At 38.8% G+C, this 22,449-nt stretch carries 19 protein-coding genes and 1 tRNA gene; 17 read left to right on the top strand and 3 right to left on the bottom strand.

The features are described from left to right. The first annotated feature begins 1,142 nt into the window (after positions 1 to 1,142). From L7A31_RS21885 to L7A31_RS22210, 16 genes are all read left to right on the top strand, one after another. Positions 1,143 to 1,694, top strand: coding sequence for a hypothetical protein (locus L7A31_RS21885; protein ID WP_237364116.1), 552 nt, complete (start codon positions 1,143 to 1,145; stop codon positions 1,692 to 1,694). A gap of 555 nt (positions 1,695 to 2,249) precedes the next feature. Further along, positions 2,250 to 2,492: a hypothetical protein gene (locus tag L7A31_RS21890; RefSeq protein WP_237364125.1), complete on the top strand. Its 243-nt coding sequence runs from the start codon at positions 2,250 to 2,252 to the stop codon at positions 2,490 to 2,492. Positions 2,493 to 2,698: 206 nt separating this feature from the next. Beyond that, positions 2,699 to 4,021: an ATP-binding protein gene (locus L7A31_RS21895; RefSeq protein ID WP_237364127.1), complete on the top strand. Its 1,323-nt coding sequence runs from the start codon at positions 2,699 to 2,701 to the stop codon at positions 4,019 to 4,021. 81 nt (positions 4,022 to 4,102) lie between these two features. Beyond that, on the top strand, positions 4,103 to 4,744 hold the full coding sequence (locus L7A31_RS21900; RefSeq protein WP_237364129.1) for a MarC family protein: 642 nt from the start codon (positions 4,103 to 4,105) through the stop codon (positions 4,742 to 4,744). Positions 4,745 to 4,993: 249 nt separating this feature from the next. Further along, positions 4,994 to 5,356: a hypothetical protein gene (locus L7A31_RS21905; RefSeq protein WP_237364131.1), complete on the top strand. Its 363-nt coding sequence runs from the start codon at positions 4,994 to 4,996 to the stop codon at positions 5,354 to 5,356. Between the two features lie 13 nt (positions 5,357 to 5,369). Continuing rightward, a complete protein-coding gene (locus L7A31_RS21910) occupies positions 5,370 to 5,975 on the top strand; it encodes an LPP20 family lipoprotein (protein WP_237364133.1) in 606 nt (201 codons plus the stop codon). A 214-nt stretch (positions 5,976 to 6,189) separates the two neighbouring features. Beyond that, complete coding sequence (locus L7A31_RS21915; RefSeq protein WP_237364135.1) at positions 6,190 to 6,567, top strand: hypothetical protein; 378 nt, start codon at positions 6,190 to 6,192, stop codon at positions 6,565 to 6,567. Next, positions 6,554 to 7,222 (top strand): DUF2726 domain-containing protein, encoded by a 669-nt coding sequence (locus L7A31_RS21920; RefSeq protein WP_237364136.1) that lies wholly within the window; start codon positions 6,554 to 6,556, stop codon positions 7,220 to 7,222. The genes L7A31_RS21915 and L7A31_RS21920 overlap by 14 nt, the downstream gene beginning before the upstream one ends. 137 nt (positions 7,223 to 7,359) lie before the next feature. After that, positions 7,360 to 8,580, top strand: coding sequence for a hypothetical protein (locus tag L7A31_RS21925; RefSeq protein WP_237364138.1), 1,221 nt, complete (start codon positions 7,360 to 7,362; stop codon positions 8,578 to 8,580). Between the two features lie 379 nt (positions 8,581 to 8,959). Continuing rightward, positions 8,960 to 9,715 carry a DUF4942 domain-containing protein gene (locus L7A31_RS21930; protein WP_237364140.1) on the top strand — a complete coding sequence of 252 codons (756 nt, stop codon included), beginning with the start codon at positions 8,960 to 8,962 and terminating at the stop codon, positions 9,713 to 9,715. 139 nt (positions 9,716 to 9,854) lie between these two features. Beyond that, positions 9,855 to 10,664 (top strand): hypothetical protein, encoded by an 810-nt coding sequence (locus L7A31_RS21935; RefSeq protein ID WP_237364142.1) that lies wholly within the window; start codon positions 9,855 to 9,857, stop codon positions 10,662 to 10,664. A 66-nt stretch (positions 10,665 to 10,730) separates the two neighbouring features. Further along, positions 10,731 to 11,081: a hypothetical protein gene (locus L7A31_RS21940; protein WP_237364144.1), complete on the top strand. Its 351-nt coding sequence runs from the start codon at positions 10,731 to 10,733 to the stop codon at positions 11,079 to 11,081. A 10-nt stretch (positions 11,082 to 11,091) separates the two neighbouring features. Continuing rightward, the gene (locus tag L7A31_RS21945) at positions 11,092 to 11,304 is read left to right on the top strand and encodes a WGR domain-containing protein (protein WP_237364146.1); all 213 of its coding nucleotides are present in this window, start codon (positions 11,092 to 11,094) and stop codon (positions 11,302 to 11,304) included. 293 nt (positions 11,305 to 11,597) lie between these two features. Further along, the gene (locus L7A31_RS21950; protein WP_237364156.1) at positions 11,598 to 11,801 is read left to right on the top strand and encodes a hypothetical protein; all 204 of its coding nucleotides are present in this window, start codon (positions 11,598 to 11,600) and stop codon (positions 11,799 to 11,801) included. 64 nt (positions 11,802 to 11,865) lie between these two features. Continuing rightward, positions 11,866 to 12,594 (top strand): tyrosine-type recombinase/integrase, encoded by a 729-nt coding sequence (locus L7A31_RS21955; RefSeq protein WP_237364158.1) that lies wholly within the window; start codon positions 11,866 to 11,868, stop codon positions 12,592 to 12,594. Positions 12,595 to 13,021: 427 nt separating this feature from the next. Continuing rightward, positions 13,022 to 18,040: a pectate lyase-like domain-containing protein gene (locus L7A31_RS22210; RefSeq protein WP_290368780.1), complete on the top strand. Its 5,019-nt coding sequence runs from the start codon at positions 13,022 to 13,024 to the stop codon at positions 18,038 to 18,040. A gap of 307 nt (positions 18,041 to 18,347) precedes the next feature. On the opposite strand, the gene L7A31_RS21965 is transcribed toward L7A31_RS22210, so the two are convergent. The 3 genes from L7A31_RS21965 to serS form a co-directional block, all read right to left on the bottom strand. Then, positions 18,348 to 18,926 carry a hypothetical protein gene (locus tag L7A31_RS21965; protein ID WP_237364160.1) on the bottom strand — a complete coding sequence of 193 codons (579 nt, stop codon included), beginning with the start codon at positions 18,924 to 18,926 and terminating at the stop codon, positions 18,348 to 18,350. A gap of 159 nt (positions 18,927 to 19,085) precedes the next feature. Continuing rightward, a complete protein-coding gene (locus L7A31_RS21970; RefSeq protein WP_237364162.1) occupies positions 19,086 to 19,862 on the bottom strand; it encodes a DNA/RNA non-specific endonuclease in 777 nt (258 codons plus the stop codon). An 849-nt stretch (positions 19,863 to 20,711) separates the two neighbouring features. Next, positions 20,712 to 22,019, bottom strand: a complete 1,308-nt coding sequence (gene serS / locus L7A31_RS21975) for a serine--tRNA ligase (RefSeq protein ID WP_237364169.1) — start codon at positions 22,017 to 22,019, stop codon at positions 20,712 to 20,714. Between the two features lie 309 nt (positions 22,020 to 22,328). On the opposite strand from serS, the gene L7A31_RS21980 reads away from it, so the two are divergent. Beyond that, a tRNA-Phe gene (locus L7A31_RS21980) sits at positions 22,329 to 22,426 on the top strand. The last annotated feature ends 23 nt before the right edge of the window (positions 22,427 to 22,449 follow it).

The following is a 22,449-nucleotide window of genomic DNA, read 5'->3' on the forward strand; positions in this document are numbered from 1 at the left end:
TGGCTGTTGCTTCTTAAAAGCTGGGGGGCGGTGACACCGTAGCCAACTTATCTCTAGGGGAACCAAGTATCTCGTTGGTCCTTTTTTCTTTTTGGAATGTTCGTTCCAAATCACTAAAGATGATATGGGAGATTATGAAGCCGTCCATTAGTACAATTTCTTCGATTTTGGAAATCTGAAATATGAGGTATTCTGTCTATGTGTATGCCGTACAGGCAGCTTAGAAAACAGGGCAAATAAGCAATCTTTCGAGTCTTTTGTTCACTACCGTGCAGGTAGCTAAGAAAAGAATGCATTGCATAGCGCAATTACTGTATAAGTTCACTGCCGCACAGGCAGCTAAGAGAATCGGTTGATGAGAATGCACGTTACTAGTGCTTTTTTTGATAGAAAAGCACTAGCTCAACGCAGCTATAGTATTTTCAAAATAGCAAAAGGCACAAAAGTGAGCCCTAGATACAAAGGGGGGCCAAAAGAAGCTCAAAACAATAAGTGATGTACTAGAAATAGCGAACCCGCCTCAATGGACGGGTTCTCAGCTGCTTATGCAGGGCAGGTCACTGTTACCTAGTCATGGACTAACCAGAACAAGTCTGGCAGTGGGGTGCCGTTAATAAACGCCTGTAACCACCCTATGAGTAAATTCTACTTATATTAAGGCCAGAAAGTCAAAGAGATTGAAACATGGTTCTTCTATTCGGCCATCTAGACCCTAAGTTTCAACCCTGTTATAAGTCATTGATTTTATGTGACGAAATATATAAGCTCAAAAAAGGGTTTTCGAACTCATTTTGGGCCTAGCTCTTTTACAATAAGGCTTCCGAGATTAAACTCTCCAGTTATCTGCCGTGCAGGCAGCTAAGAAAAATCTGAAATATACCTCTTTGTATCCTGCCTGGTACCTGCTGCACAGCACTGCTAGTAGCAAACAATGCATAATCGAGTAGTCCAAAATAGGATTGCATTATGAGCTTTGTTTCATTTTATTTCATTGTCAGTAGAGCGGTTTCACACATGTTAATAAATTGTAAGCATCTTATGTAGTAGTGGTATTGAGATAACGTATTTAGGGAAATGTAAGCGCTACATTATTCTTGCAAAAAAATCTTCAAATTAATCTTATTACATGGTTCGGAGACATTATGACAGCAAGTATAGAAGCACTGTACGATGAAAATGGTGATTCGAATAACTCTAAGAAAAAAGAGTCAAGCTCACCCCCTCAGTTACTCTCGAATGGAATGCTAAACAGTTGTTTGGATTCCGCAATAGGCTCTCATCCAAAGGAGATATGGTACCCAGATGTTTCTATTTGTACTTCAATCACTCTACTCTATAGCAGCAAGTTGATTGGACTCCACTTGTTTCCCAACAACCAAGGTTACGCTTTTGAAGGGGCTTTCGAGGCACTAAAAAAACTTTCGTTAAGCACTAATGGAAAGATCCTCGATGCTTTAGTGGTGGGGAATACCAAGTCAAAGAACATGTTCGGGATGATGTCAAAGTACAAAGACTTCAATGATAGTGTCTCGCTTTTCAAGCAAACATTTAAAATAACAGGCAAAGTGAAAGTCGCGCATGAGATAGGGTACATCGCCGCATTTCGAAGCAAAAACAGCCTTGACTACAAAATGTATGACAGTGACTTTAAGAAAGTGAAACCCAAGAGTGCCAAGCAATTTACCTATCTGTAACTGCTAGGTACGAGACTCAAACCTGTTTAAGAATAAGAGCGCGTAGCTAATGGCTGCGCGTAATGCTATCCCTCTCTGGTATGACAAACCGAAGGTGAGCCGCTAGTTGAGGGCTGGTATGAGTAATGTTCAAAAGCTAGATATCTTTGCGGGAACGAAGACGAAAGTGGGAACACTCCCTTTCCCTGCAGGCTCGACTACAGAGTTTGTTTCTTGTATTAAGCCACTACACTAGAAACTCTTGGATGAGATTTGCTCTGGACAGAGCTTTGTCTCATATACCTTATAGAGTATATGTCGCAAATATACCCTTTGGAGTATATGATGAGTGCTATCTTCATATCTAATTTTGAAAGCAACCTATTACGTTTATGAGGGTAAACCTTACCTCGTACCGAATGGTCATCCAATTCAGCTGGCTTATTTTTGGAGCCAAATTAGGTTTATCAATGCTTTGAGCAAGTATCTTCGATTTTGGAAATTTTAAACGTGCTGTAGATTGGTTGTATAGGTTCACTATCCATAAGCGGCCAACAGTTTGCGTAGGAATTTCAAATGAAAACTTCCATTAAAACATTAAGCGTTAGAGTTAAAGACAAGCACGCGAAAGAGCTTCGCCAAATAGCGTTTGAGGTAAACCAAGTCTTTAACCATGCCAACGAGCTAACCATGAACGCCAATCGCAACTACAGCGATGTGGGCGCGGTTAAGCCTGTCTGGTTATCTGCGTTCAAATTATGTCAATGGAATCTAGGATCTGTAGTCTTTATCCCACACACCTTTATTCATATCTTTTAGCACTGACAAGCTTCCACTCAGATCTATTAAACAAGCACTACCCGAAATCGTTACAAATAAAGTCATAGGGCTCTACCTGTTCACTTTTATGCGCATATAAATGTCATTATAAACACTTTTGTGCGCGTAAAAGTGTGAAAAGTTGCTTTTTTACGCGCAATAAAGTGTAATGATAGACACTGTTTACTGAAAATAATGAGTCGTCCATGCAACGGTTACTTTTAGAAAAACTCTTAGACTGGAAAGCAAAAAAACAGCGAAAACCTTTGTTGATAGATGGCGCTCGCCAAGCGGGAAAAACATACATACTGCAATCTTTGTTGGGTGATACTTTTGAGAAAGTTCTCCGAGTCGATTTTTTGGAGTCGCCACAAATGTCTGAAGCTTTCGAAGGTTCACTATCGCCAGAAGATATTCTTTCCAATCTTGAATTGTTGACGGGCGAGCTTTTTAACCCAGTTACTGATTTACTGATATTGGATGAGATTGGTGAGTGTCCGAAAGCGGTGACGTCATTAAAGTACTTTGCTGAAAAAGCCCCACACTTTTTTGTCGCGGCAAGTGGCTCGAACATTGGTTTACTCAATTCATTTCCAGTCGGAAAAGTAGAGCAGCACAACTTACGTCCTCTTACATTTCGTGAATTTCTAATGGCTTCAGACGAAGCTCCGCTCATCAAAGCCTTTAGTGCTCAGGCTAATTCAGCGGCGGCGCATAGTAAATTGTTTGAAAAACTCACCGATTACTATTTTACCGGGGGTATGCCTGAAGCTGTTAGAACATGGTACAACCTAGCTGATAGCAGTATTGTAGAGCGAGTCCAAGCCGTGACAGAGATTCATCGAGATTTGGTGTTGGGTTATCAGCGTGACTTTGGCAAATACTCAGGTAAAGTGGACGCGGGATTGATAGAGGCTGTCTTTAATAACGTACCCTCTCAGTTATCATCAGTGGTGGATGAATCGGTAAAGCGCTTTAAATTTAAAGGCGTGTATGAGCGAAGATCACGATACGGCGATTTTGAGAGTGCCATCTCATGGCTGGATAAATGTCGCCTGATACTCAAAAACTACCCCATTGATGGAACACCTCAAAGTCCATTAGCGGCCTACCGTAAAGATAATATGGTGAAATTGTTCTTGTTCGATGTGGGACTCTTAAACCATATGCTTGGGGTGAGTTATAAAGAAATTAAACAGCAAGGTTACCAATACAAAGGGTTTGTTGCGGAAAACTTTGTTCAGCAAGAGTTGGTCGCGCAAGGAGTCGATCCTACTTTTTCTTGGGGAGATGCGCGCGCTGAAATAGAATTTGTCGTATCGGATGACAGCGGAAATGTGATTCCTATTGAAGTTAAAAGTGGTAAACGCACTAGAGCAAAATCTCTTCAATCGTACATAACCAAATGCCAACCAGTAAAAACAATCAAATTAACGGGAACACAAGGCTCTTCACCGTTAGAACAACAAGATATCGTACTGCCACTTTATTATAGTGAATATGTGGTTAGCAGATATCTAAAAATGTAATCGCTTTTTACTGGATAAAGCACGGCGAGTTGTCAAAAAGTTAACCCCTCCTACGTATGATAAATAGAAAAGAAGGAAAGCATGTTAGATATTTTAATTACTCAGTTTGTACTTCTTTGGGCTGTGATTGATCCCATTGGTTCAGTTCCAGTTTTCTTATCACGAACTGCCCACTTAAATAAGAAGCAAAAACGTATTGTTGCGCTTGAAGCCGTAGGTATCTCGGCCGCCATTTTACTTTTCTTCCTTGTGGCAGGACAAATTTTGCTGGAAGCCATGCAGGTGCCTTTGCCTGCTTTTCAGGTGGCCGGTGGCCTTGTGTTGCTATTGTTTGCTCTAACTATGATTTTTGGTGAATCCAAGCCTGACGTTGAAACGAAATTGTGTGAGAAAGGGATGAATGATGTGTGTCGTAGTCAATTGTCACAATTAGCGGTGTATCCTCTCGCTGTTCCTTCAATCGCTAGCCCCGGTGCGATGATGGCGGTTGTCCTTCTTACTGACAATAATCGGTACAGCCTCATCCATCAAATGATGTCAGGCGGCATTATGATGTTGGTTTTGCTTGTCACTCTCATATTGCTACTTGGTGCAAATATGATAGATAAAATCATCGGGAAAGTAGGGGCGATGATTATTAGTCGGGTGATGGGACTTATTCTAGCGTCTGTTGCAGTGACTAACCTTTTAGAAGGAATCGTGAAATTCTATCAGTCGATTTAGAAGTGTTCTTTATTGAAGTTTATCGCCACCTTAAGCTTCAACTGTTTCCCCATTGTTCGAATAGAACAATGCGCACTATAACTAAATGATTTTTTATTAACTTGTCCACTTGTACCGTGTTTTTCGAACTCTATCTATATAAGTAGTAGTGAACTTGCCAAAATATTGATTTCCATGTTAATAGTCGTTGATTTTGGAAATTTAAAAACTCGTGTAATCTGGTTTTATCTTTTTCGATATGGAGGCGAAATGACACCTAAATGGATGACGGTTGGGCTTCTTTTGGTAAGCAGCTTATCCTACGCCAATCAGCAATATACTGCGACTGGCTGTGTCGATAGCACTGGTAATCCAGCTTTAGACAGAACCACTGCAAGAGCGATGGCTAAAGGTCAACTTGCTCATGAACTCGGTGGGCTTGTGTCAGCTAAAAGCCAGCTCAAAACTGTTACAACCGAAACCAAGAATGATGTACAGACTAAAGACGTCCTGACAGAGAGCGTCACGCTAAAAAGTGAGCACATGATGAAAGGTGTTCAAACGCTTGAAGAAGGGTATCAGGACATCACCGGCACAAAGAAATACTGTGTTCGACTAGGACTTTCTACATAAGGAATTTACGATCATGAATAAACTAACAATGTCATTGCTAGCTAGCGCTTTGGTACTTGCGGGTTGCTCTAGCACTCCGACGGCTCAAGATACCACCCAAGACCAACTGAAGGCCGAGCAGCTTAAAGCAGATGTCGCTCAAGAGAAAGCTGAAAAACATATTGCCAATGTGCCTGAATGGGTACTGAAACAGCCAAAACCCGATGCAACAGGGGTTTATGGTGTCGGACAAGGTGAAAGTAAGAAGCTGGACATCGCTATGAAAAAAGCGAACCTTAATGCTCAATTTGAACTGGCGAAGAACTTTGGCCAAGAGCTCTCTGGCAACGAACAAAGCTATACCCAAGAGAACAATGCCGGTGTCAGTGAACAATACACACAGCTCATCGATAACATCGTGGACTCAGTACCAGTGAACGGCTATAGCGTCGTAAGCCAAGAGATTGTCGCGATTGATGGTAAATACAGCGCATTCTTACTTCTTAAGCTTCCATATGAAGAGTTCAATGCGGTTCTTGAGAAACAAAAAACTCAGGCAAAAAGTGAAGAAATCAAACAAGCCTTTGCACATTTAGAGAAAAGGTTGGCAAATAAGAATGCAAACCAAGGAAAAAACTAGTTTTTCTTAACTAATCCTTTAAATAACATAAAATTAACTGCACACTATTTTGCGTGAACTCCACTATTCATGTTGTGTTGATATACCTTGGACAGCTAGGCGAAAGCTTAGCTTTTTTTTATTGCCTAGAAAATATGTGCTGAAAGTCACATAAACAACTGGTATCATAATATCGAATAGATAGCCTACGAATAATAGGCATTTAGTGTCGGTTATGTTCACAGCAAGGTGCAGGCTTGTACCTTGTTCTTTTCTCTCCCTCTCCAAGCGCCAAAGTTTAGGAAATCTCAAACGTCATGATTCAATAGAAGTAACCCCAAAACTTCATTGGATAGTAAGCATGGAAGCTCCAAAGAATCAGACACATATTGACCATGTTGGAACGTCAATTTATGTGGTAGAAGTGACGCATCAAAATCTGAACAAAATCAAGAAATATAGCCCGAATCAACCTCGCGTTGGTGATTGGTTTATAGAAGAACAGGTTCCTCATAATGAATCAGAAATCCGGTATTACGGCCCTTTTTGCAGCAAATTAATTGCTCTTGAATTTTTAAACTCAAAGTTTGGAGACTCGTATGAACTTTCTTGACCACATCAACAGCAACATGATCATCTTGCTCGCTTTCTTTGGTCTTCTTGTTGTCCTTAAAGCCATATTTGGTAAGAGAAAGAAGAAGATTAGCGGAAAGTTTGTGCCAATACCGTTTCTAAATAGTAGGGCGGAGCAGAATTTCTTTACTCAGCTTAAAAACAAGTTGCCTGACCATATCTATGTTGTGCCAAAGGTTCGCTTGGCTGACCTGTGTAAACCTGAGAACCCAAAGAATATTGTTGCCTTTAACAAGGTTGCGAGAAAGCACATCGACTTTGTTTTAATCGAACAATCATCAAGCAAAATTATTGCGGCCATCGAACTGGACGATAAGAGCCATCAAAAGCGCGACAACATAAGGCGTGATAAAGACAAGAACTATGCGCTATCGAGTGCGGGGATTAAGTTGTACCGCGTTAAAGCTGCTCGTAGTTATGGAAAAGTCATTGATTCAATTTTTGGTGAGTTGCTTGCTGTGTCTTCAGCACCCAAAAAGGTCAATAAATCCGACAGTTCTCAAATCAAATATCCATCTTACTGCCCAAGATGCGAGTCCGACAAATTCCACAAAATAGATATGCGCTGGCCCAATAAAGGAAAATTCTACTTTCACTGTAAGGCTTGTTCGTATCAAAGTGATTCATCAGCTTAATAGTTGTGTGGTCTAATTTTATATATTTGATGCACAAGGCATTGAATGTATGAATTAAATGTCATAATGCTAATTGTTAGAATTGAGCTATATAGACACTCCTACACCAATATGGAATCGATAGAAAAGGAAGTTATGTGAAGATACAAATATCTAAAATTGGCCTGCTAGTCGGCTTAGTACTATCTACCTCTGCTTGGGCCAAAGTTACTGTGATTCAAGATAGTGACAATGAGATAAGGCTCAAGGTAACAGAATCATATACTCTTGGTGGGAATGACACGCTGAGCAATGCTGAAAACCTTGTCATTGAACAAGCAAAAAGAGCTGCAACAGACTACGCGGGAACCTATGTTGAGAGTGAGCTGAATCTATCTAATAATCAAATAACCAAGCAACAGGTTAGAGTGTTGTCTGCTGGCTTTATGGAAGTATCTAGGAGGGACTTTAATCACTCCGTAAACAAATCTGGAAATTTTGTTCTTCATACTGAGGCAGAGATTAAATTATCAAAAAAATCAATCACTGATGGAATTAACAAGCTAAAGAGTGATCCTGAGCGAAAAGCCAAAATCAATAACCTCGAAAAACAAAATAAGCACCTCCGCAATGAATTACTTCAACTGTCTAAAAAAATTAATAGTAGTAATAGCTCAAGAACAGACTTGATGGCGGCCCGTGAAAAAGTTCTTGCTGAGTTGGATAATAACCGAGAAGCAGCTAAACAAGTATTTGAAGAAGGCACATTATTTCAACTAGCAATGCTTGATAATAGTGACTATGAACTAGCCAAAAAAGATATCGATGAAAATGTCTTTGGTTACTTTATTCATGAAACAAAGATTAGTATGGGAAAGCCAAGATTTGTTAAAAATAAAAGCGGAAATTATGATATTAGTATTCCTGTACAGTGGAATCTAAGAAAAAGCTCTGCCCAAAAAGTATTAGAGAAGCATTTTAAAATTACTAGTAAATTTCAAAATGGTCATATGGGGACTTATGTCCCTTATGCCATTGGTGTTTCTTCTTATAATAACCGAGGTGATGATGCCAAAAAGCAATATACAGAAAATCTATTTAAGTATATGAAATCAAAATCTCTTGTCATTGAAGTTGGCTCAGGAAGTAACTATGGATATTTACCTATATCTGCCAATACTGGTGGGATGGGAAATGGCACGTACGGATTCCAGTTTTCAAATGATTCAAAGAACAATACGATGCTGAAAGGATATTTATATCGTAATCCTGTTATAATAAAAAATGTTACAGAAGTACAATTGAGATCAATGACCTCCTTAACTGCTAAAGTTGTATTGCTGGATGAAAATAAAGTGAGAAATTTGAGATACGACTAATATTTATGTTCAGCACCTTTAATAAGTTAAATTAACTCAAATTAAACGAGCATAAGCCTGTAACTAGGTTATGCTCGTGCTTAAACTACCACCCCAATATTAGCATTACCCCTTTAACCAGAAGATTCTCCGAGAGTGACTTAAAAAAGTAGGAAAGCCCGATAGTTAAAGTAATGATGAAGAAAAAAAGAACACAAACTAGATTTATAAATTTCATAAAACTTCCTTTAAATTAAAAAACACTGACTTCCCCATCATTAATGCTTTCTCTAATAAATTTGTGCGAAGTTAAATGCCCTATATGTGGTTTTTTGTCTTCGATTTTGGAAATACTTCTTTCAACTTACACTACTAGTTATTTGATAAAGAGGTTTGATAGATGGGAACCGAACTTAAAGAACGTTTGAACGCCAAACAAATCTGTGAAAGAAAAATCCAAATAAAGGGGATGTTAAATCAAGCTGTGGAGCTGCTTGGTGAAGCGGATAGTCTGATGAAAACCGTATCAACTTACGGGCTGAATTTCGATAGAAATACGTTTTATAGTCCTTCTGAGCAAACTCAAAGAGCGCGTTCATTAAAGAATTTAACCGGGCAAGTAAACAGTAAGTTTTGGGACTACATTCTTGAACTGGGGCAGTTTAGACAACTGATGAGCGCAAAAAAGCGTAAGCAAATAGATACTGATATGCAAAACCCACCACCACTGACTTATGACACATTAACGGCGACATTCAACGACTTACTGGGCGATAGGGCTAATTTGCTCCAAGATTTAACGGAATCGGTGTTTAAGTCTCGCTCATCCCAATACAAATCGAATCAAGGGCATAAGCTCAACAAGCGCATGATTTTCAATAATGTGTTTTGTAAAAACGGTTCCAGATACCAATCTGATTTGTTGACTGATGCCTGTCGAGTATTCTCCGTTTTGACTGGTGTCGATGCGCCAGAAATAGTGAGCATCCTAAGTGAAGCTCAAGAGCCAGTGTTCGCTTTTGGCGGTGCAGTTAAATTTGTGGCATTCCAGAAGGGCAGTGTTCATGTATGGATATTAGATAAAGAACTTGAGCACAAGGTTAACAATATTTTGAATGGTTGTTTTGATGGACAGCTGACAGAAGTTATTATCTGAAATCAGGCATATCACTTTTAGATGTTACGCTAAACTGTTTCTATTACATCGACACAATTATATATTCAGTCACAGAATTAATATAGTAAAAGTGTATAATCAATAAAGGTATAATTGTTCTGGTTGTAAAGAGAAATAAATGAAATTTATTGATTATAAGAAATGCACTCTGGAAATATGGGATAAGTACTTTCAACATTTGTGGATATCAGAAAAATCTGGAGAACTGTATTCTAATGATGGAGGAACAATACTTTACCCGAATACAATTTTATTTACTGAAACCAACCATCATTATATAGCTGAGTTCTTTGGGTTTTCAGATAAATATGAAGGACTTAATAGCAAGAGTAATAAAGAATCATCAGCAGACAAGTACTTTTATCAATTTACGCAACCAGATAACATATCGGAAAAAGCATTTATTAGAACATCCAAGGATAGTAAGCTGGAGCTGCATGGTATCCGTATATCATTGAATTTTGATGAAAATAAAGTTACTAAAAGGTTTCCCCATTTTAATTTTCATGAATTTAGTTCAGGAGGAATAAATGCATTAGGGTCAGAGGTTCCTCTTTCAATACATAATCAATTTAAAAGCTGCTTCATAACAAACTCATTATTAATAAACACTAAAGACGAGGTATATAGGTTTAAACATATTAACTGTTTAGTAATGTTCAATAAGTACACCTCGAAGAAAAACTATATAAATTTTTCGCGTGAAAAGCTTCAAGAGTCACTTTCTGACAAGAAAATGTACGGTTTACATATATGTAAAGATGAGCAAAGCGCAAGAAAACTACTGTCAAGTCAGTTCTGTAATATTTACCTATCTCGTTGCAATGAGACCACAATTGGCGACTTTCTTAACCAACATCCAACTATATTAAAGAGGGCGTTAAATGCAGAGAGCTTTTTATATGAAGAAAGTTTGCCTTGGCTTTAGGGTAACAGTGATGACAGTGAGCTAAGAATTAGACCTGACTTCTTAATTAAGCGAAATAAAAGTGCATTGTATGATATCTGTGATTTAAAGTTACCTAGATTAGATAAAAAGATAACTAAGGATGATCATAAGAGAAGACGTTTTTATGACTATGTTTATGAAGGAATAAGCCAGTTAGCAAATTATGAGGACTACTTTAAATATGAACAAAACAAGCAGTATGCTTTAGAAAATAAATCAATTACTGTAGATGATCCGAGGTTATACCTAATAGTTGGAAACTGCGAAAACTTTCATGATAGTGATGTTGCGGAAGCTTCTAGGATGCTAGAAAAAAGGAAGGGAAGTGATAAAAAATACGTTTTAATTGACTATGATACTCTAAATGCTATGTTTTTATTTAGTGGTGCAGATTAAAAATAAATACTTGAAAATATTCTACGAGAAGTTAACTCGATATTACTGCTTATCCCTAGAGCGCGATTTATTCGATTGGATCGTGCTGAAATTTTATGGCCGTATAGGAACCCGCCTTGGCCAATCTCGCTCTGTCGCTTTCGACACTCAAGAAGAAGCGCAACGTTATTTTGATAAAGAGCACAAGCGCAGACTTAAGCGTGGCCATAAAGTGACGGCGTAACTATTTTCCATAATGACATAATGTGAGTGAATCTAAGCTAAAAGTAAAAATCTGATTCTATATCTTAAAAACTTACCGGCTTTTAAGATTTAGACAAAGGCTGAATCATAGGCTACAATCACGTAAGTGACTGTTTTAGTGTGTTTTTGTGTGGCGTTGGAATTAGTTATCTGCGCATCGCTAAACAGGCGATTGGAATCTTTCAGAGTGTTCGATTTGAACATTCTGAATGTAAAGTGTAACAACTGAGAGTTATTCTCATTAAAAGTGAATTTGGTGGAAGGTGGCCAATAATGGACAACAGGATTTCTGAAGAAGACGCCCAAGAACTTTCGAGTCTCATCGCTGAAAAATGTTTGGAGTTGAACTTGGAGCCCGAGCAAATTTTAGATGGGTTAGCGCGAGTCTTGCTCGGCGCTACGAATGATCTAAATGTTGAAGGGTTCGAACTGAACATTGACGGTTTTGGTCGTTGCACAGTCGAGCTTAAAGAATAGGGCAGTTTGGAGTTCATAACCTCGTGGTAGTGTTTATGTGTACCTTAGCGAACAAGGAGTGACAATGTCACGTATTAATCAGCGTATTGATGCCTCGCTTTATAAACCCAATAAAGCCACCGGAAAAATTAAAAAACGCAAAGAGCCATCGATGCCGCCAAAGGATAAGAAGGAAGCTAACCTTATCTTGGACAGGCTCTATGAGCGCAGCCCGACGTTGGCACTGTGCTGCCAGATGTCCGCGTTAACTGGCCTTCGATACAGCGATGCATCTTGGTTAACTTACGATGATTTCTACGACGAACACGACAATTTCAAGTCATTTTTCACACTTTGCCAGCAAAAAACGTTTCGCATGCGGGTGGGTAGAAAAGAGAATCCAATGAGTGATTCAGAAGCCTATCGCAAGAGCTCTGTGACCATTTATACCAACAAAGAAATCCAAAATATCGTCGAAGAGACTCGTTTGTTTTCGACTGGGGGAGGGTTTCTGTTCTCCAATCCAAGAAGCCGAAAAAAACTGGAAGATGGGACGTATATTGAAAGACCAATGTCTGTCGTTTCTGCAGATTGGCATCACCAACAAGTCAAAAATGATATGCGGCTTAGCTATACGTTAGGTACACATTCTTGGCGTAAATTCTTTGCTCTACTGCTTGTTCAGAACGGCGCAACTGTCGAGAAAATCCGCGACTTGCTTGGTCAATCGAGTTTGATTAGCACTAATGCTTATCTACACTCGTTTACAGGTGATTTGCAACAGCATATCAATGAGTTAACGCTCACCAATTGAAGCTTTACATTGTTTTGGTTATTCCCCCTCCGTCAAATGAATCGCAACACCTTTGAGGAAGTAAGCTGTTAACGTAAACTCTTCCTCTTTTCGTTTCATTTTCATTTTCATGGCTGTCAGCATGATCCTGTTTTTGTTGAAAATCAAGCATCTTCAATGGTCACGGGTATAGTTGATTTCAAAATTTCTGCACTTGAAATAAATGAGAAAATAGTTCTCATTTTCATTTATAGTAAAAGCAAGCATTCTACATAACACTTTACTTACAGTTGCTTAACGTAATTGCTTTATTTGAGCTAGATCTCCTTAGATTTTTATCTAGAGGGTTGCTCTGTTACATCTCTCACTATCTTTGGTAGAGATTAAATAGCGAGATGTACATTTTATTAGTTGTGGAACTATTAATAATATGAAAAAGAGAATATATATGATAAATAAAATATCAATTAATGGTTTATTATTACCGAGTGCATTGTTTTTTGCTTTACCCACTTTTGCACAGAGTAATATTGAAAACTGTAGTGGTGGAATGGAGGTTAAATTTGATCTAAGTAAGGTGAATAATGATTCAGTAAATTATGCAAATACGTATTTGACCGTTGTAGGTAAAAAGCAAGGTGTCGATACATCTGCTTTCGTTAAATTTTCAGCCCCCACGAAAGAAGGTGAACTTGTAGAGTTATCTAAACAGAGTAATGGTAAAAACTATGCATTGTTACTCAATAAGTTTGTATCAACATCAAATAATGTTGCACAAATATGTGTTCCACCTCTAATTTCTGGCAGGATCTATATTTCAGTTGGAAATCCACTTGATTTGCCCGTCGTTAAAGATGGAGATGGACATTATCGAGTGCAAGGCCCTGATGTGAATAATCCTTCAACCACCACCAATGGCACTGTTTTCGATAAAGTCGAATTTACTTACACAACGGGTGGCCAAACAGTCATTAATCCGACGGGGGTAGACTTTATTTCTATTCCATACACCATTACACAAGAGAAAGATGTGTATGGACGTGATGGCAGCATAGATAGCATTATCGATAATATGAAATTTTTAGTGTGTGAAGCACATGGTTACACCATTGAGTCCCCTAATTGTGATGCGGCATGGAATAAATCTGAATGGTCAACTTTGGCACATTATGAAGACATTAATGGCAAAGTTGTATCGGAGAATACAGAAAATGCACATTTAGTAAGAGTCGATGCTCCTGGGCGATTTGGTTCGACATTTAATAAATACTTTAATCCTTATATTGAAAAGTTAATTAAGTATTACTCGGTAGAATCTGGTAAATCCATCAAAATGGATTTATCTGAAATAAATAAAGGTATTTGGGTCGGTCAGTTTCAAGATAAACAGTTAAAGTTTTATCAAAATGGAGACAAAGCGACTTCACCGATTATTTTTAATTTTGATGGTGATTTTAGTAATTCCATTTTTCTTGCCGATCAAGGCCCATTTACCAAAGACACTCCTGAAAAAGCAACGATTTCAAGAAATCTCAGCTCTGCTATTGTGGCGGGTTTGCTGATGCGTAAAGATGGGAATAGTGGTATTGATACTCTTTTCGACAAGCAAGGTAATACTTATTTAGCTAACAAAGTGCAATTAGAGAAGTTAATACCATTTTATTTTAATAATGGTGACAATACCTTAGATTATAACCCGAATATTTGTGGTCAATCTGGGGGGGAACCATGTGTTAATATTTATCAGCAAGCGGTTCATGGACTTGTTAAAGATAATTACTACATTAAACCAGATAAGGTGTATCTCCACTCATACGCTTTTGCCTATGACGATTTTTTGGGTATGGATGGGACAAACACTAAGACAGACTCCTATCCTGCGACGATCACTTTAGGTAACCTGCAACACAGAGTTTTTCCTCATACAGATTCTGATGTGCCAACAATACCAGATGCGTCAACCACGCCAGATAAGCCTGTTAACGGCGAGACCAATCCTATTAAAGTGGCACAAGATGGCTCCGAGTTAACTATTTCTATTAAAGCAAATTATTGGGCTAACCTTCATTACACCATTAATGGAAGTAACCAACAAAATGTACCTATGGTTAAAGATAATTCTGGTTCGGTGAGTTATGCCGTTAAAAACCTAACGCCTGGTACGGAGATTGAGTATTGGGTTACTTATTTAATGGATAGCGGTAAAGGAGCTAAAAATAGTCAACATTCCACTTACATAGTAAAAAAAACGAGTAGCGGCAACACCGGTAGTTCAGAGGAGCAGAATTCGGGAGGCGGAACAGAAAAGGACGAGCCACAACAAGATTCTGGCAATACAAATAATTCATCAAGTTCATTGTGTGGTTATTTGAGTAAGAATAAATATGGCTCATGCTTTGAGACTCAATCGTTACTAAGTTCGAAAGCCGCATTTGAGGCGAATTTTTATAAGCGAGATGGTACTCATGGCAACAATGAACAGCAATGGTATAAGCCGGACCATGTTATATGGAATGAAAATAATAAATCTGTAACGTTAAAAGCGGAAGTAAAAAGTACTAATGGTAAACCCTATACCTCCGGAGAAATTAGAACCAAAGGTAGGTTTACAATAACAAAAGACACCAAAGGTCATGACATTTCTCGTGGCGGCGTAGAGGTAAAAGCGAAAGTACCGTATGGAAAAGGGCGTTGGCCTGCGATCTGGATGATGCCACAAGGCGATATGCCTTGGCCTTCAGGGATGGAAGTCGATATTCTTGAGTTTATGCAGCCCCCTTACGCTGTTACTGGCACCGTTCATTATGGTTTAAAGCAACAAGATGGCGTTGTAACTTGGAATTACAACAATAATATAGATATCGCGGCAGACAATGCCCCCGCTAAGGAAATCGATAATGGGTGGCATAAATATGGTTTTGAATGGAATGTTACTTCATCAGGTACGATTTATCTAACTTGGTACTTTGATGGTCATCCATTCCACCAACTGGAAATGGGAAAAAGTGCGGCGGGTAAATACTACTCAGTGATGAGAAACCCTTCTGTCAAAAATACAGAAACGAACCTTACATGTAGTAAATGGACAAATAGGTGCCCTGATAAATATCAATCGCTATCTGAAACCGCGTATCGTTCCTTTTTGGCTGCTTATGAATCTGGTTATTATTTAAGAATTAATATGGCTGTTGGTGGTGATGGCGTAGAGCCAAAGCCAGATACAAATAAGTTCCCTGTGACTGAAATGCAAATCGCGAGTATTTCTCGTTATGTCATTCAAGATAGTCAGCAAGAGAATAATGATACTGGTGATAGTAATACCGATGGTAGCAATACCGGTGGCGGTAATACCGATGGTAGCAATACCGGTGGCGGTAATACCGATGGTAGCAATGCAGGTGGCAGTAATACCGATGGTAGTAATGCAGGTGGTGGTAATACCAACAGTGGCAATACAGAAGACATTGATCATACTCAGGCCATCGTATCTTTAAACTCTGATGGTTTCGAAAATTTATTATTGCAGCCTGAGTTATGTGATGAAGCGAGTGATCCATGTCCTAGCGGAGCATATTTTATTAAAAGCGGTAATGGCCAAGAGTTGTACAAGCTTGGGACAACGATGGGCGGTAGCCAACTTTGGGGAGATATGGGAAAAACCGGTCAATGGAGTCATAACCGATATGCGATCCTAATTGGAGAAGGTAACTATGAAATGCCAGATCCATTTAGATTGAATTATTACATGGAAGTAACGGGAGTGAGTGAATTTGATGCGCTAAATAAAGATCAAAAAGTCAAGGTCATGCCTGGTATCAATGCTCTAAATAGCTCTGGTAATACAGCTCCCGGTGCACTCAATAACTTTTGGCGGAGTTTAGCGAACCTTAATGTTGACTCTACAGCGCTACTGACTCCGATAAATCCAGATAAACCTAATGATAGAAATCCAGCTGGAGTATTACGCTTCGGTGTTTCACAGGCATCAGGGATAAGAAATGTCTATTTCAGTGGTAAAGATTTATTAATGTGTGATTGGAACACAATTAATTGGGCTTGTGGCCAAGCGAGTGGTGGATTTATCGCGAATTCTTATATTGATGGTGAGATGAATCTTGGTTCACAGCAACAATTCTATATTGGTAATACTTATGCGAAGATGTTTAAGGGTTCGGTATGGAATTATGTTCTTCATAATGCAAAATCGGGTGATGGTATAACAAAGCATCCATATCCTTTTACTGATGTTAATGATGGTCACAAAGTTCTGACTAAACCAAGATTGATTGTTAACTCTAATCAGTTATGGGAAATAGACGATGGAAACCCGAGCCATAACAACATTGATATAAATGACTTTGTTGTATTAAGTGCTGGTAATTCATCGGATGTTCTTACCGCTGACGTTGATAAGATCCAAGATGCTTTGAACTCTGGTAAAAAAGGGTTGCTTATCTTGCCTGGGGTCTATGACTTTACGAAGCGACTACATGTTAAGGAAAATCAGATAGTTCTTGGTATCGGCATGCCTTCTTTAATTTGCGATGCCATTGAGGGGTGTTTACTCACAGATGACCAATCTATTCGAGTTGCCGGCATAACATTAGAGCCTGGAATTATTGCGGATAAATCAGCAAAGAACTCTCTTTTAACCGTTGGTGACTACAAACAAGATCATCCTTCAATTCAAGACAAAAGAGACGCTGTTATTCTACAGGACGTGTATTGTCGGGTTGCAAGAACGCGTGACGTGTCTAAGTTGAGCGAAAATCACTCACCTAGTGCCTACAGTTGTATCACCGTAAACGCGAATGATGTGATTGGTGAAAACTTATGGTTATGGCGCGCTGATCATGATGCTCAAAGTGGTCATGATAAATACTCTTATAACAACCAAGTAGACTGGGATACAGATGAAGCCCAATATGGCTTGATTGTTAATGGTGATGATGTCGTTATGAATGGTTTAGCTGTTGAGCACTTCAAAAATTACCAAACTATTTGGAATGGTAAAAATGGTGTGATCAACTTTTATCAATCTGAAATGCCATACACTTTACCGGAAGACGATTCTGCGAATACGCCTAAAGTTGATTGTGTAGCATCTGATGGTCAAGTAGAGCAAGAGATAAAATCATATGCAGTGTGTCCTTCGTTGTATGTAGCCAAAACAGCGACCGGCTTTGTCGGAAATGGGATTGGTGTTTACTCATATCTGCCTAAAGAATATAACCATGGACGCATGCAACAAACAATCGTCGCAGAGACTGCGATATATATTGCAGCGAATCCAGAAGATGTTTCTATTAAAAATTCAGTTAATCGCTGGTTAAATGGAGGCAAAAACAGTGGTATTAGTTACAACATCTTGGATGCGGCTGGTAATAAATACGGTAGGAGAATTTATGGGCCGGATTCAGCCAAAACAGATGATGTTGCGAATTCCGTTGTAGCGCAATACCCGTAAATCTATAGTCAAAATAACGTTACTATGTATCGACTAAAAGCCGAGTACACGAGTACTCGGCTTTAATTTTTGGCATGGTTCAAATCAAGTGAACACTTTGGAGTGTAGTCGAAGTGCTTCCCCTAGAGCATCTATTTTTGCAACAGAACCAAGTGATGTCATTGGTAGGATTTAACGGCTTGAGTTATAGTAATAAGTTCCCCCGCAGTAGGTTGGGCGAGGGTGTTCATCTGCTCTAGCTTTTATTAACTCAATCAAAATCCATATAGACTGCCACTAGTGGATGACGAGTTGACAATCCACAGCCTTAGTGGTGAATACTCGATTGCCACTGCAACTGTTTAACTTCTGTTATTTTCCCATTAATTGCTGACTTAGTTTGTTTGTAGAATGACCAACTATTTCTCTCTCGAACCCCAACCACAAGTATTAATTTGTGTTCACACATTCTAGCAACATTTGAAGGAACAACTATAAACTCACAACCTTCTGTGTTACCGGTGCTTTGCCGAATCAGATGTGACAACTGTTCCAGCATATAGGCTTCTTTGACCTGACTTTTTAGTAATACAACAGCACCACCATATGAGTCATTTAGAGTGTACATCAACCGTTTTGATGCGGTGTATAAAGAGATATTGGGACCGCGAACCATATCTGAAATATCACCAGCAGCTGGCATTAGGTGAATCATGGATACACGATTATCAGGCCATTTGATGATGACAACCGTACAACCAGTTTGTGAATCGGTAAGCCATATATTTGGTCCTTGGTCGCTTTCAATTTTTCTAAGTGCGATAGTACGATTAAAATTGGCCAATTCCATTTGCGGGGTGGCAATTACTTGTAACTTTGTATATTTAGTTTTTGCGTTATTTCCCACACTATTTTTTTTCTCATCGCTGAAAGATAGTGTCCAAAATTGAGTTACAACAGACAGGTTTTTTACTGTTTAGTGTGTAACTTTATTCCTCTTCTACAACTACCCTGTTTTATAGAGTGTTTAAGGAGTTAACTGAGTTAAAGTTAACTCCTTGAGCCCTTAATTGCAGCCAAGTTCGCTAGAAAGCCCTCCAACAGAGCCTTTAACCTCAAAGTTATCGTTGGACGGTAGCAATGGCATAAAACTTATCCCACTTCTGGACTCCACTTCATCAACCGTCACTTCACTTAAGCAATAGTTGTAGCTGCGCTCTGCGTCTTGATACATGATGAACGCTGAAGCGTACACACGGTCTTCTCTATTTTCTGCAACCACTTTGAAATAGCCACTTGGGATCGTATGTTCTTTATCCGTTGCAGGAAGGGTAGCGAAATAGTTCTCGTAAAGTGGCCCCGTCACAACGTAAACGTCATGTCCAGTTGCCACAAAGCTACGGACTGCATTTTCCAATTTTGCCCATGGTCCTTGGTTCAAGTTTGATGACTGTGGTGTGATATTGGAAAGGTAGTTCGTCATTGCCCAATCATCAGTATTACTGAACGAAGCCAGTGGCACTTGGTGTCCACGATCAGTATGGATTGTTGCGTAGGCATCTTTGTAGTCATCTGGCTCTAACGTATTTGCTGCATCTAAATCTGGGTCTGTTTTCCAGTAGCGACTTCTCGATGGCCCACTAATCGTATCAGGAGTGATATGGTAGGCAATCCAGTCTGCAAACTTCGTCTGGGCATTATTTTGTAGAGTATAAATAGAGCGGGTGATGGTTTTACCATTTTGAGTGCTCACTGGACAATCCAATAAACAGTTTTCTGCCTGACTGACAGTTGAAAAAGCAAGTCCACTAATGGCGACAAGACCAAGTATTTTAATCTTCATGGTTCATTCCTTGTAACAAAATCATCAAAAATTATTGTAGAGACAACAAATAGATAGCGATGGTGAATGATCGGTTTTTGGCCGTCAAATATTCCGGCTCATTTGTGATGATTCAATATGAAATTTGCAGGAGGGGGCATAAAACAAGAAATCTTCATTGAGGTTTATCGATTATGATATCAATGTGCAGAATTAAACAATATTGCGATAGAAACACCGCTTGCTGAAAATTGAATGGAACCAATGTTGAGCGATTAACCCAAAAACCTGTAAGAGATCTCTTACAAATGGGTAAGTATTTCAATGTTATTTGTGTATGTTAAACAAGCTATACACCTATAAGGCACTGTTAGTTAAGTACATTTAAGAAATGTGACGTGTATTTTAAATCTTAATTTCAGTTTTCGTATTGTTCAGAATTTCAAAATCCGTAATCTTAAAGGTGTCGGCAGGACGCAGACATGGATGGACATGTGCTGGATGCACCTCACTAGGATGGTGAAATAGCAAAGGCAAATGGACAGCTTCAAGGATTGATTGCCTATCAGGATGATAGCAAGGACACCACTTAGGGATTAAGTGAAGAGAGTTAGCAGGGAAGGCTAACGGGCAGGATTGCCAAAGGACACCGCTAGGATGGCGATGATAAGGAATGAGCTGAAGGAATCGGCCAACTATCAAGGATTAGATGCAGGGAGCATCGATTAGTAGCGGGATTGCTGCGAGTAAGAAAATACCCCTATAGCGAAAGTTATAGGGGTTTCTTTTTCCAAGAAATTAAAAACTTTACTTGCTAGCCTAGTTCAAGTATTGCCTTGTAAACACAGTACAAACAACTCTATCATCAAACTATCCTATATGAGTTAGATTATCCATATACTTTTGGAGAACCATTGGTATTGCAATGCGTCCGTTAGCTTCCTGATAGTTTTCAAGAATAGCCACTAAAGTTCGACCTACAGCAAGCCCAGAACCATTGAGTGTGTGCAACAACTCAGACTTTCTACTTCCTTTGCGTAGAAAGCGGGCATTCATTCGTCTAGACTGGAAGTCTCCCATATTAGAGCATGATGAAATTTCTCGATAAGTTTTCTGAGATGGGATCCAAACCTCTAAGTCATAGGTTTTCATAGAAGCAAAACCGAGATCGCCAGTACACAAAACAACTTTCCTGTATGGAAGTTCAAGTAATTGAAGCACTTTTTCAGCATGTTCAGTCAATTCTTCTAGCACTTTTTGCGATTCTTCCGGCTTGGTGACTTGAACCAACTCTACTTTGTCAAATTGATGCATTCGGATCAATCCACGTGTATCACGGCCATATGATCCTGCTTCAGAACGAAAACAAGGTGTATGTGCGGTCATTTTTATGGGTAGGCACTCCTCATCCACAACCAAATCTCGAACCATATTGGTCAATGGGACTTCGGATGTTGGAATCAGTGAAAGGCCTCGTTCTTCTCCATCATCACGCTTTTTTCCTAGAGGCTCTGTGTGAAATAATTCGCCTCTAAACTTGGGTAATTGCCCTGTGCCAATTAAGCTTGTTGAATTGACTAAATAAGGGACATACATTTCTGTATATTTATGCTCTTTAGTATGTAGGTCCAACATAAAGTGCGCTATAGCGCGATGAAGTCGAGCGAATTGACCTTTTATGACAATGAAACGGGAGCCACTTATTTTTGTCGCACTCACAAAATCTAACCCATCTCCCATTTCACCTAATTCAACATGGTCTCTCAAATCAAATGAATAATTCTTAGGCTCTCCCCAATGTGAAATCACTACGTTTTCAGTTTCATCTTTTCCCTGCGGAACTGAGTCATCTGGTAGGTTGGGGACAGTTAAACAAATAGCTTCGAATTGCTCTTTTATTTCTGATAGCGATTTCAGCTTATTCTCAAGTTTATTACTATAGCTGCTCACTTGCCTTTTGATCTCTTCGACTCCCTCTTGGTCTCCATTTTGAATTCTCTCCCCAATTATCTTAGATATTTTGTTGCGCTTAGATTGTAGTGTCTCTACTTCTACTTGAAGTAGCTTGCGCGCTTCTTCTAAGTCCTTGATTTCCTCTGCATTTAAAGTGTAACCACGCTTTAACAATTGCGAACATGTTTCATTAAGTTCACTTCTTAATAGCTTAACATCAATCATTTCAACACCTAGCTCACGTTATTTAATATTATTTTAAAAAGTTTTTTTAATTACCCATGCAATATGTTTAATGAAATGTTAATATATACACACAAAATTAACCATGTTGATAAATAATTAACCATAAATAGATGATTAGTTGATTAATTTATAAATTAAAGAATCAAACCAACACTTTTAACAGTATACTTTTTCATATTTAATATTAAGAAATATATGTGGGATTTATATAATATGTGATACAAACAATATTTAGTAAATTTATAGTTTGAATAAGTTTATTCTAATTGATATAAATCCACACATAGAGGAGGGGTGCCTGAGAGGTCTAAAGGGAACACCTTAAATCAAGGTGTTGAACATTTTATACTAATGTTCCGTCGGTTCGAATCCTACTCCCTCCGCCATCTTTTAGAGATATTAAAAAATA

Origin of the sequence: Vibrio marisflavi CECT 7928, from assembly GCF_921294215.1 — a bacterium.
Taxonomy (GTDB): Bacteria; Pseudomonadota; Gammaproteobacteria; order Enterobacterales; family Vibrionaceae; genus Vibrio; species Vibrio marisflavi.

What these genes read in the sequence shown, in the direction of transcription:
- L7A31_RS21885 (WP_237364116.1), top strand. Translation starts at nt 1,143, where the DNA reads ATGACAGCAAGTATAGAAGCACTGTACGATGAAAATGGTGATTCGAAT.
- L7A31_RS21890 (WP_237364125.1), top strand. Translation starts at nt 2,250, where the DNA reads ATGAAAACTTCCATTAAAACATTAAGCGTTAGAGTTAAAGACAAGCAC.
- L7A31_RS21895 (WP_237364127.1), top strand. Translation starts at nt 2,699, where the DNA reads ATGCAACGGTTACTTTTAGAAAAACTCTTAGACTGGAAAGCAAAAAAA.
- L7A31_RS21900 (WP_237364129.1), top strand. Translation starts at nt 4,103, where the DNA reads ATGTTAGATATTTTAATTACTCAGTTTGTACTTCTTTGGGCTGTGATT.
- L7A31_RS21905 (WP_237364131.1), top strand. Translation starts at nt 4,994, where the DNA reads ATGACACCTAAATGGATGACGGTTGGGCTTCTTTTGGTAAGCAGCTTA.
- L7A31_RS21910 (WP_237364133.1), top strand. Translation starts at nt 5,370, where the DNA reads ATGAATAAACTAACAATGTCATTGCTAGCTAGCGCTTTGGTACTTGCG.
- L7A31_RS21915 (WP_237364135.1), top strand. Translation starts at nt 6,190, where the DNA reads ATGTTCACAGCAAGGTGCAGGCTTGTACCTTGTTCTTTTCTCTCCCTC.
- L7A31_RS21920 (WP_237364136.1), top strand. Translation starts at nt 6,554, where the DNA reads ATGAACTTTCTTGACCACATCAACAGCAACATGATCATCTTGCTCGCT.
- L7A31_RS21930 (WP_237364140.1), top strand. Translation starts at nt 8,960, where the DNA reads ATGGGAACCGAACTTAAAGAACGTTTGAACGCCAAACAAATCTGTGAA.
- L7A31_RS21935 (WP_237364142.1), top strand. Translation starts at nt 9,855, where the DNA reads ATGAAATTTATTGATTATAAGAAATGCACTCTGGAAATATGGGATAAG.
- L7A31_RS21950 (WP_237364156.1), top strand. Translation starts at nt 11,598, where the DNA reads ATGGACAACAGGATTTCTGAAGAAGACGCCCAAGAACTTTCGAGTCTC.
- L7A31_RS21955 (WP_237364158.1), top strand. Translation starts at nt 11,866, where the DNA reads ATGTCACGTATTAATCAGCGTATTGATGCCTCGCTTTATAAACCCAAT.
- L7A31_RS22210 (WP_290368780.1), top strand. Translation starts at nt 13,022, where the DNA reads ATGATAAATAAAATATCAATTAATGGTTTATTATTACCGAGTGCATTG.
- L7A31_RS21970 (WP_237364162.1), bottom strand. Translation starts at nt 19,862, where the DNA reads ATGAAGATTAAAATACTTGGTCTTGTCGCCATTAGTGGACTTGCTTTT.
- serS (WP_237364169.1), bottom strand. Translation starts at nt 22,019, where the DNA reads ATGATTGATGTTAAGCTATTAAGAAGTGAACTTAATGAAACATGTTCG.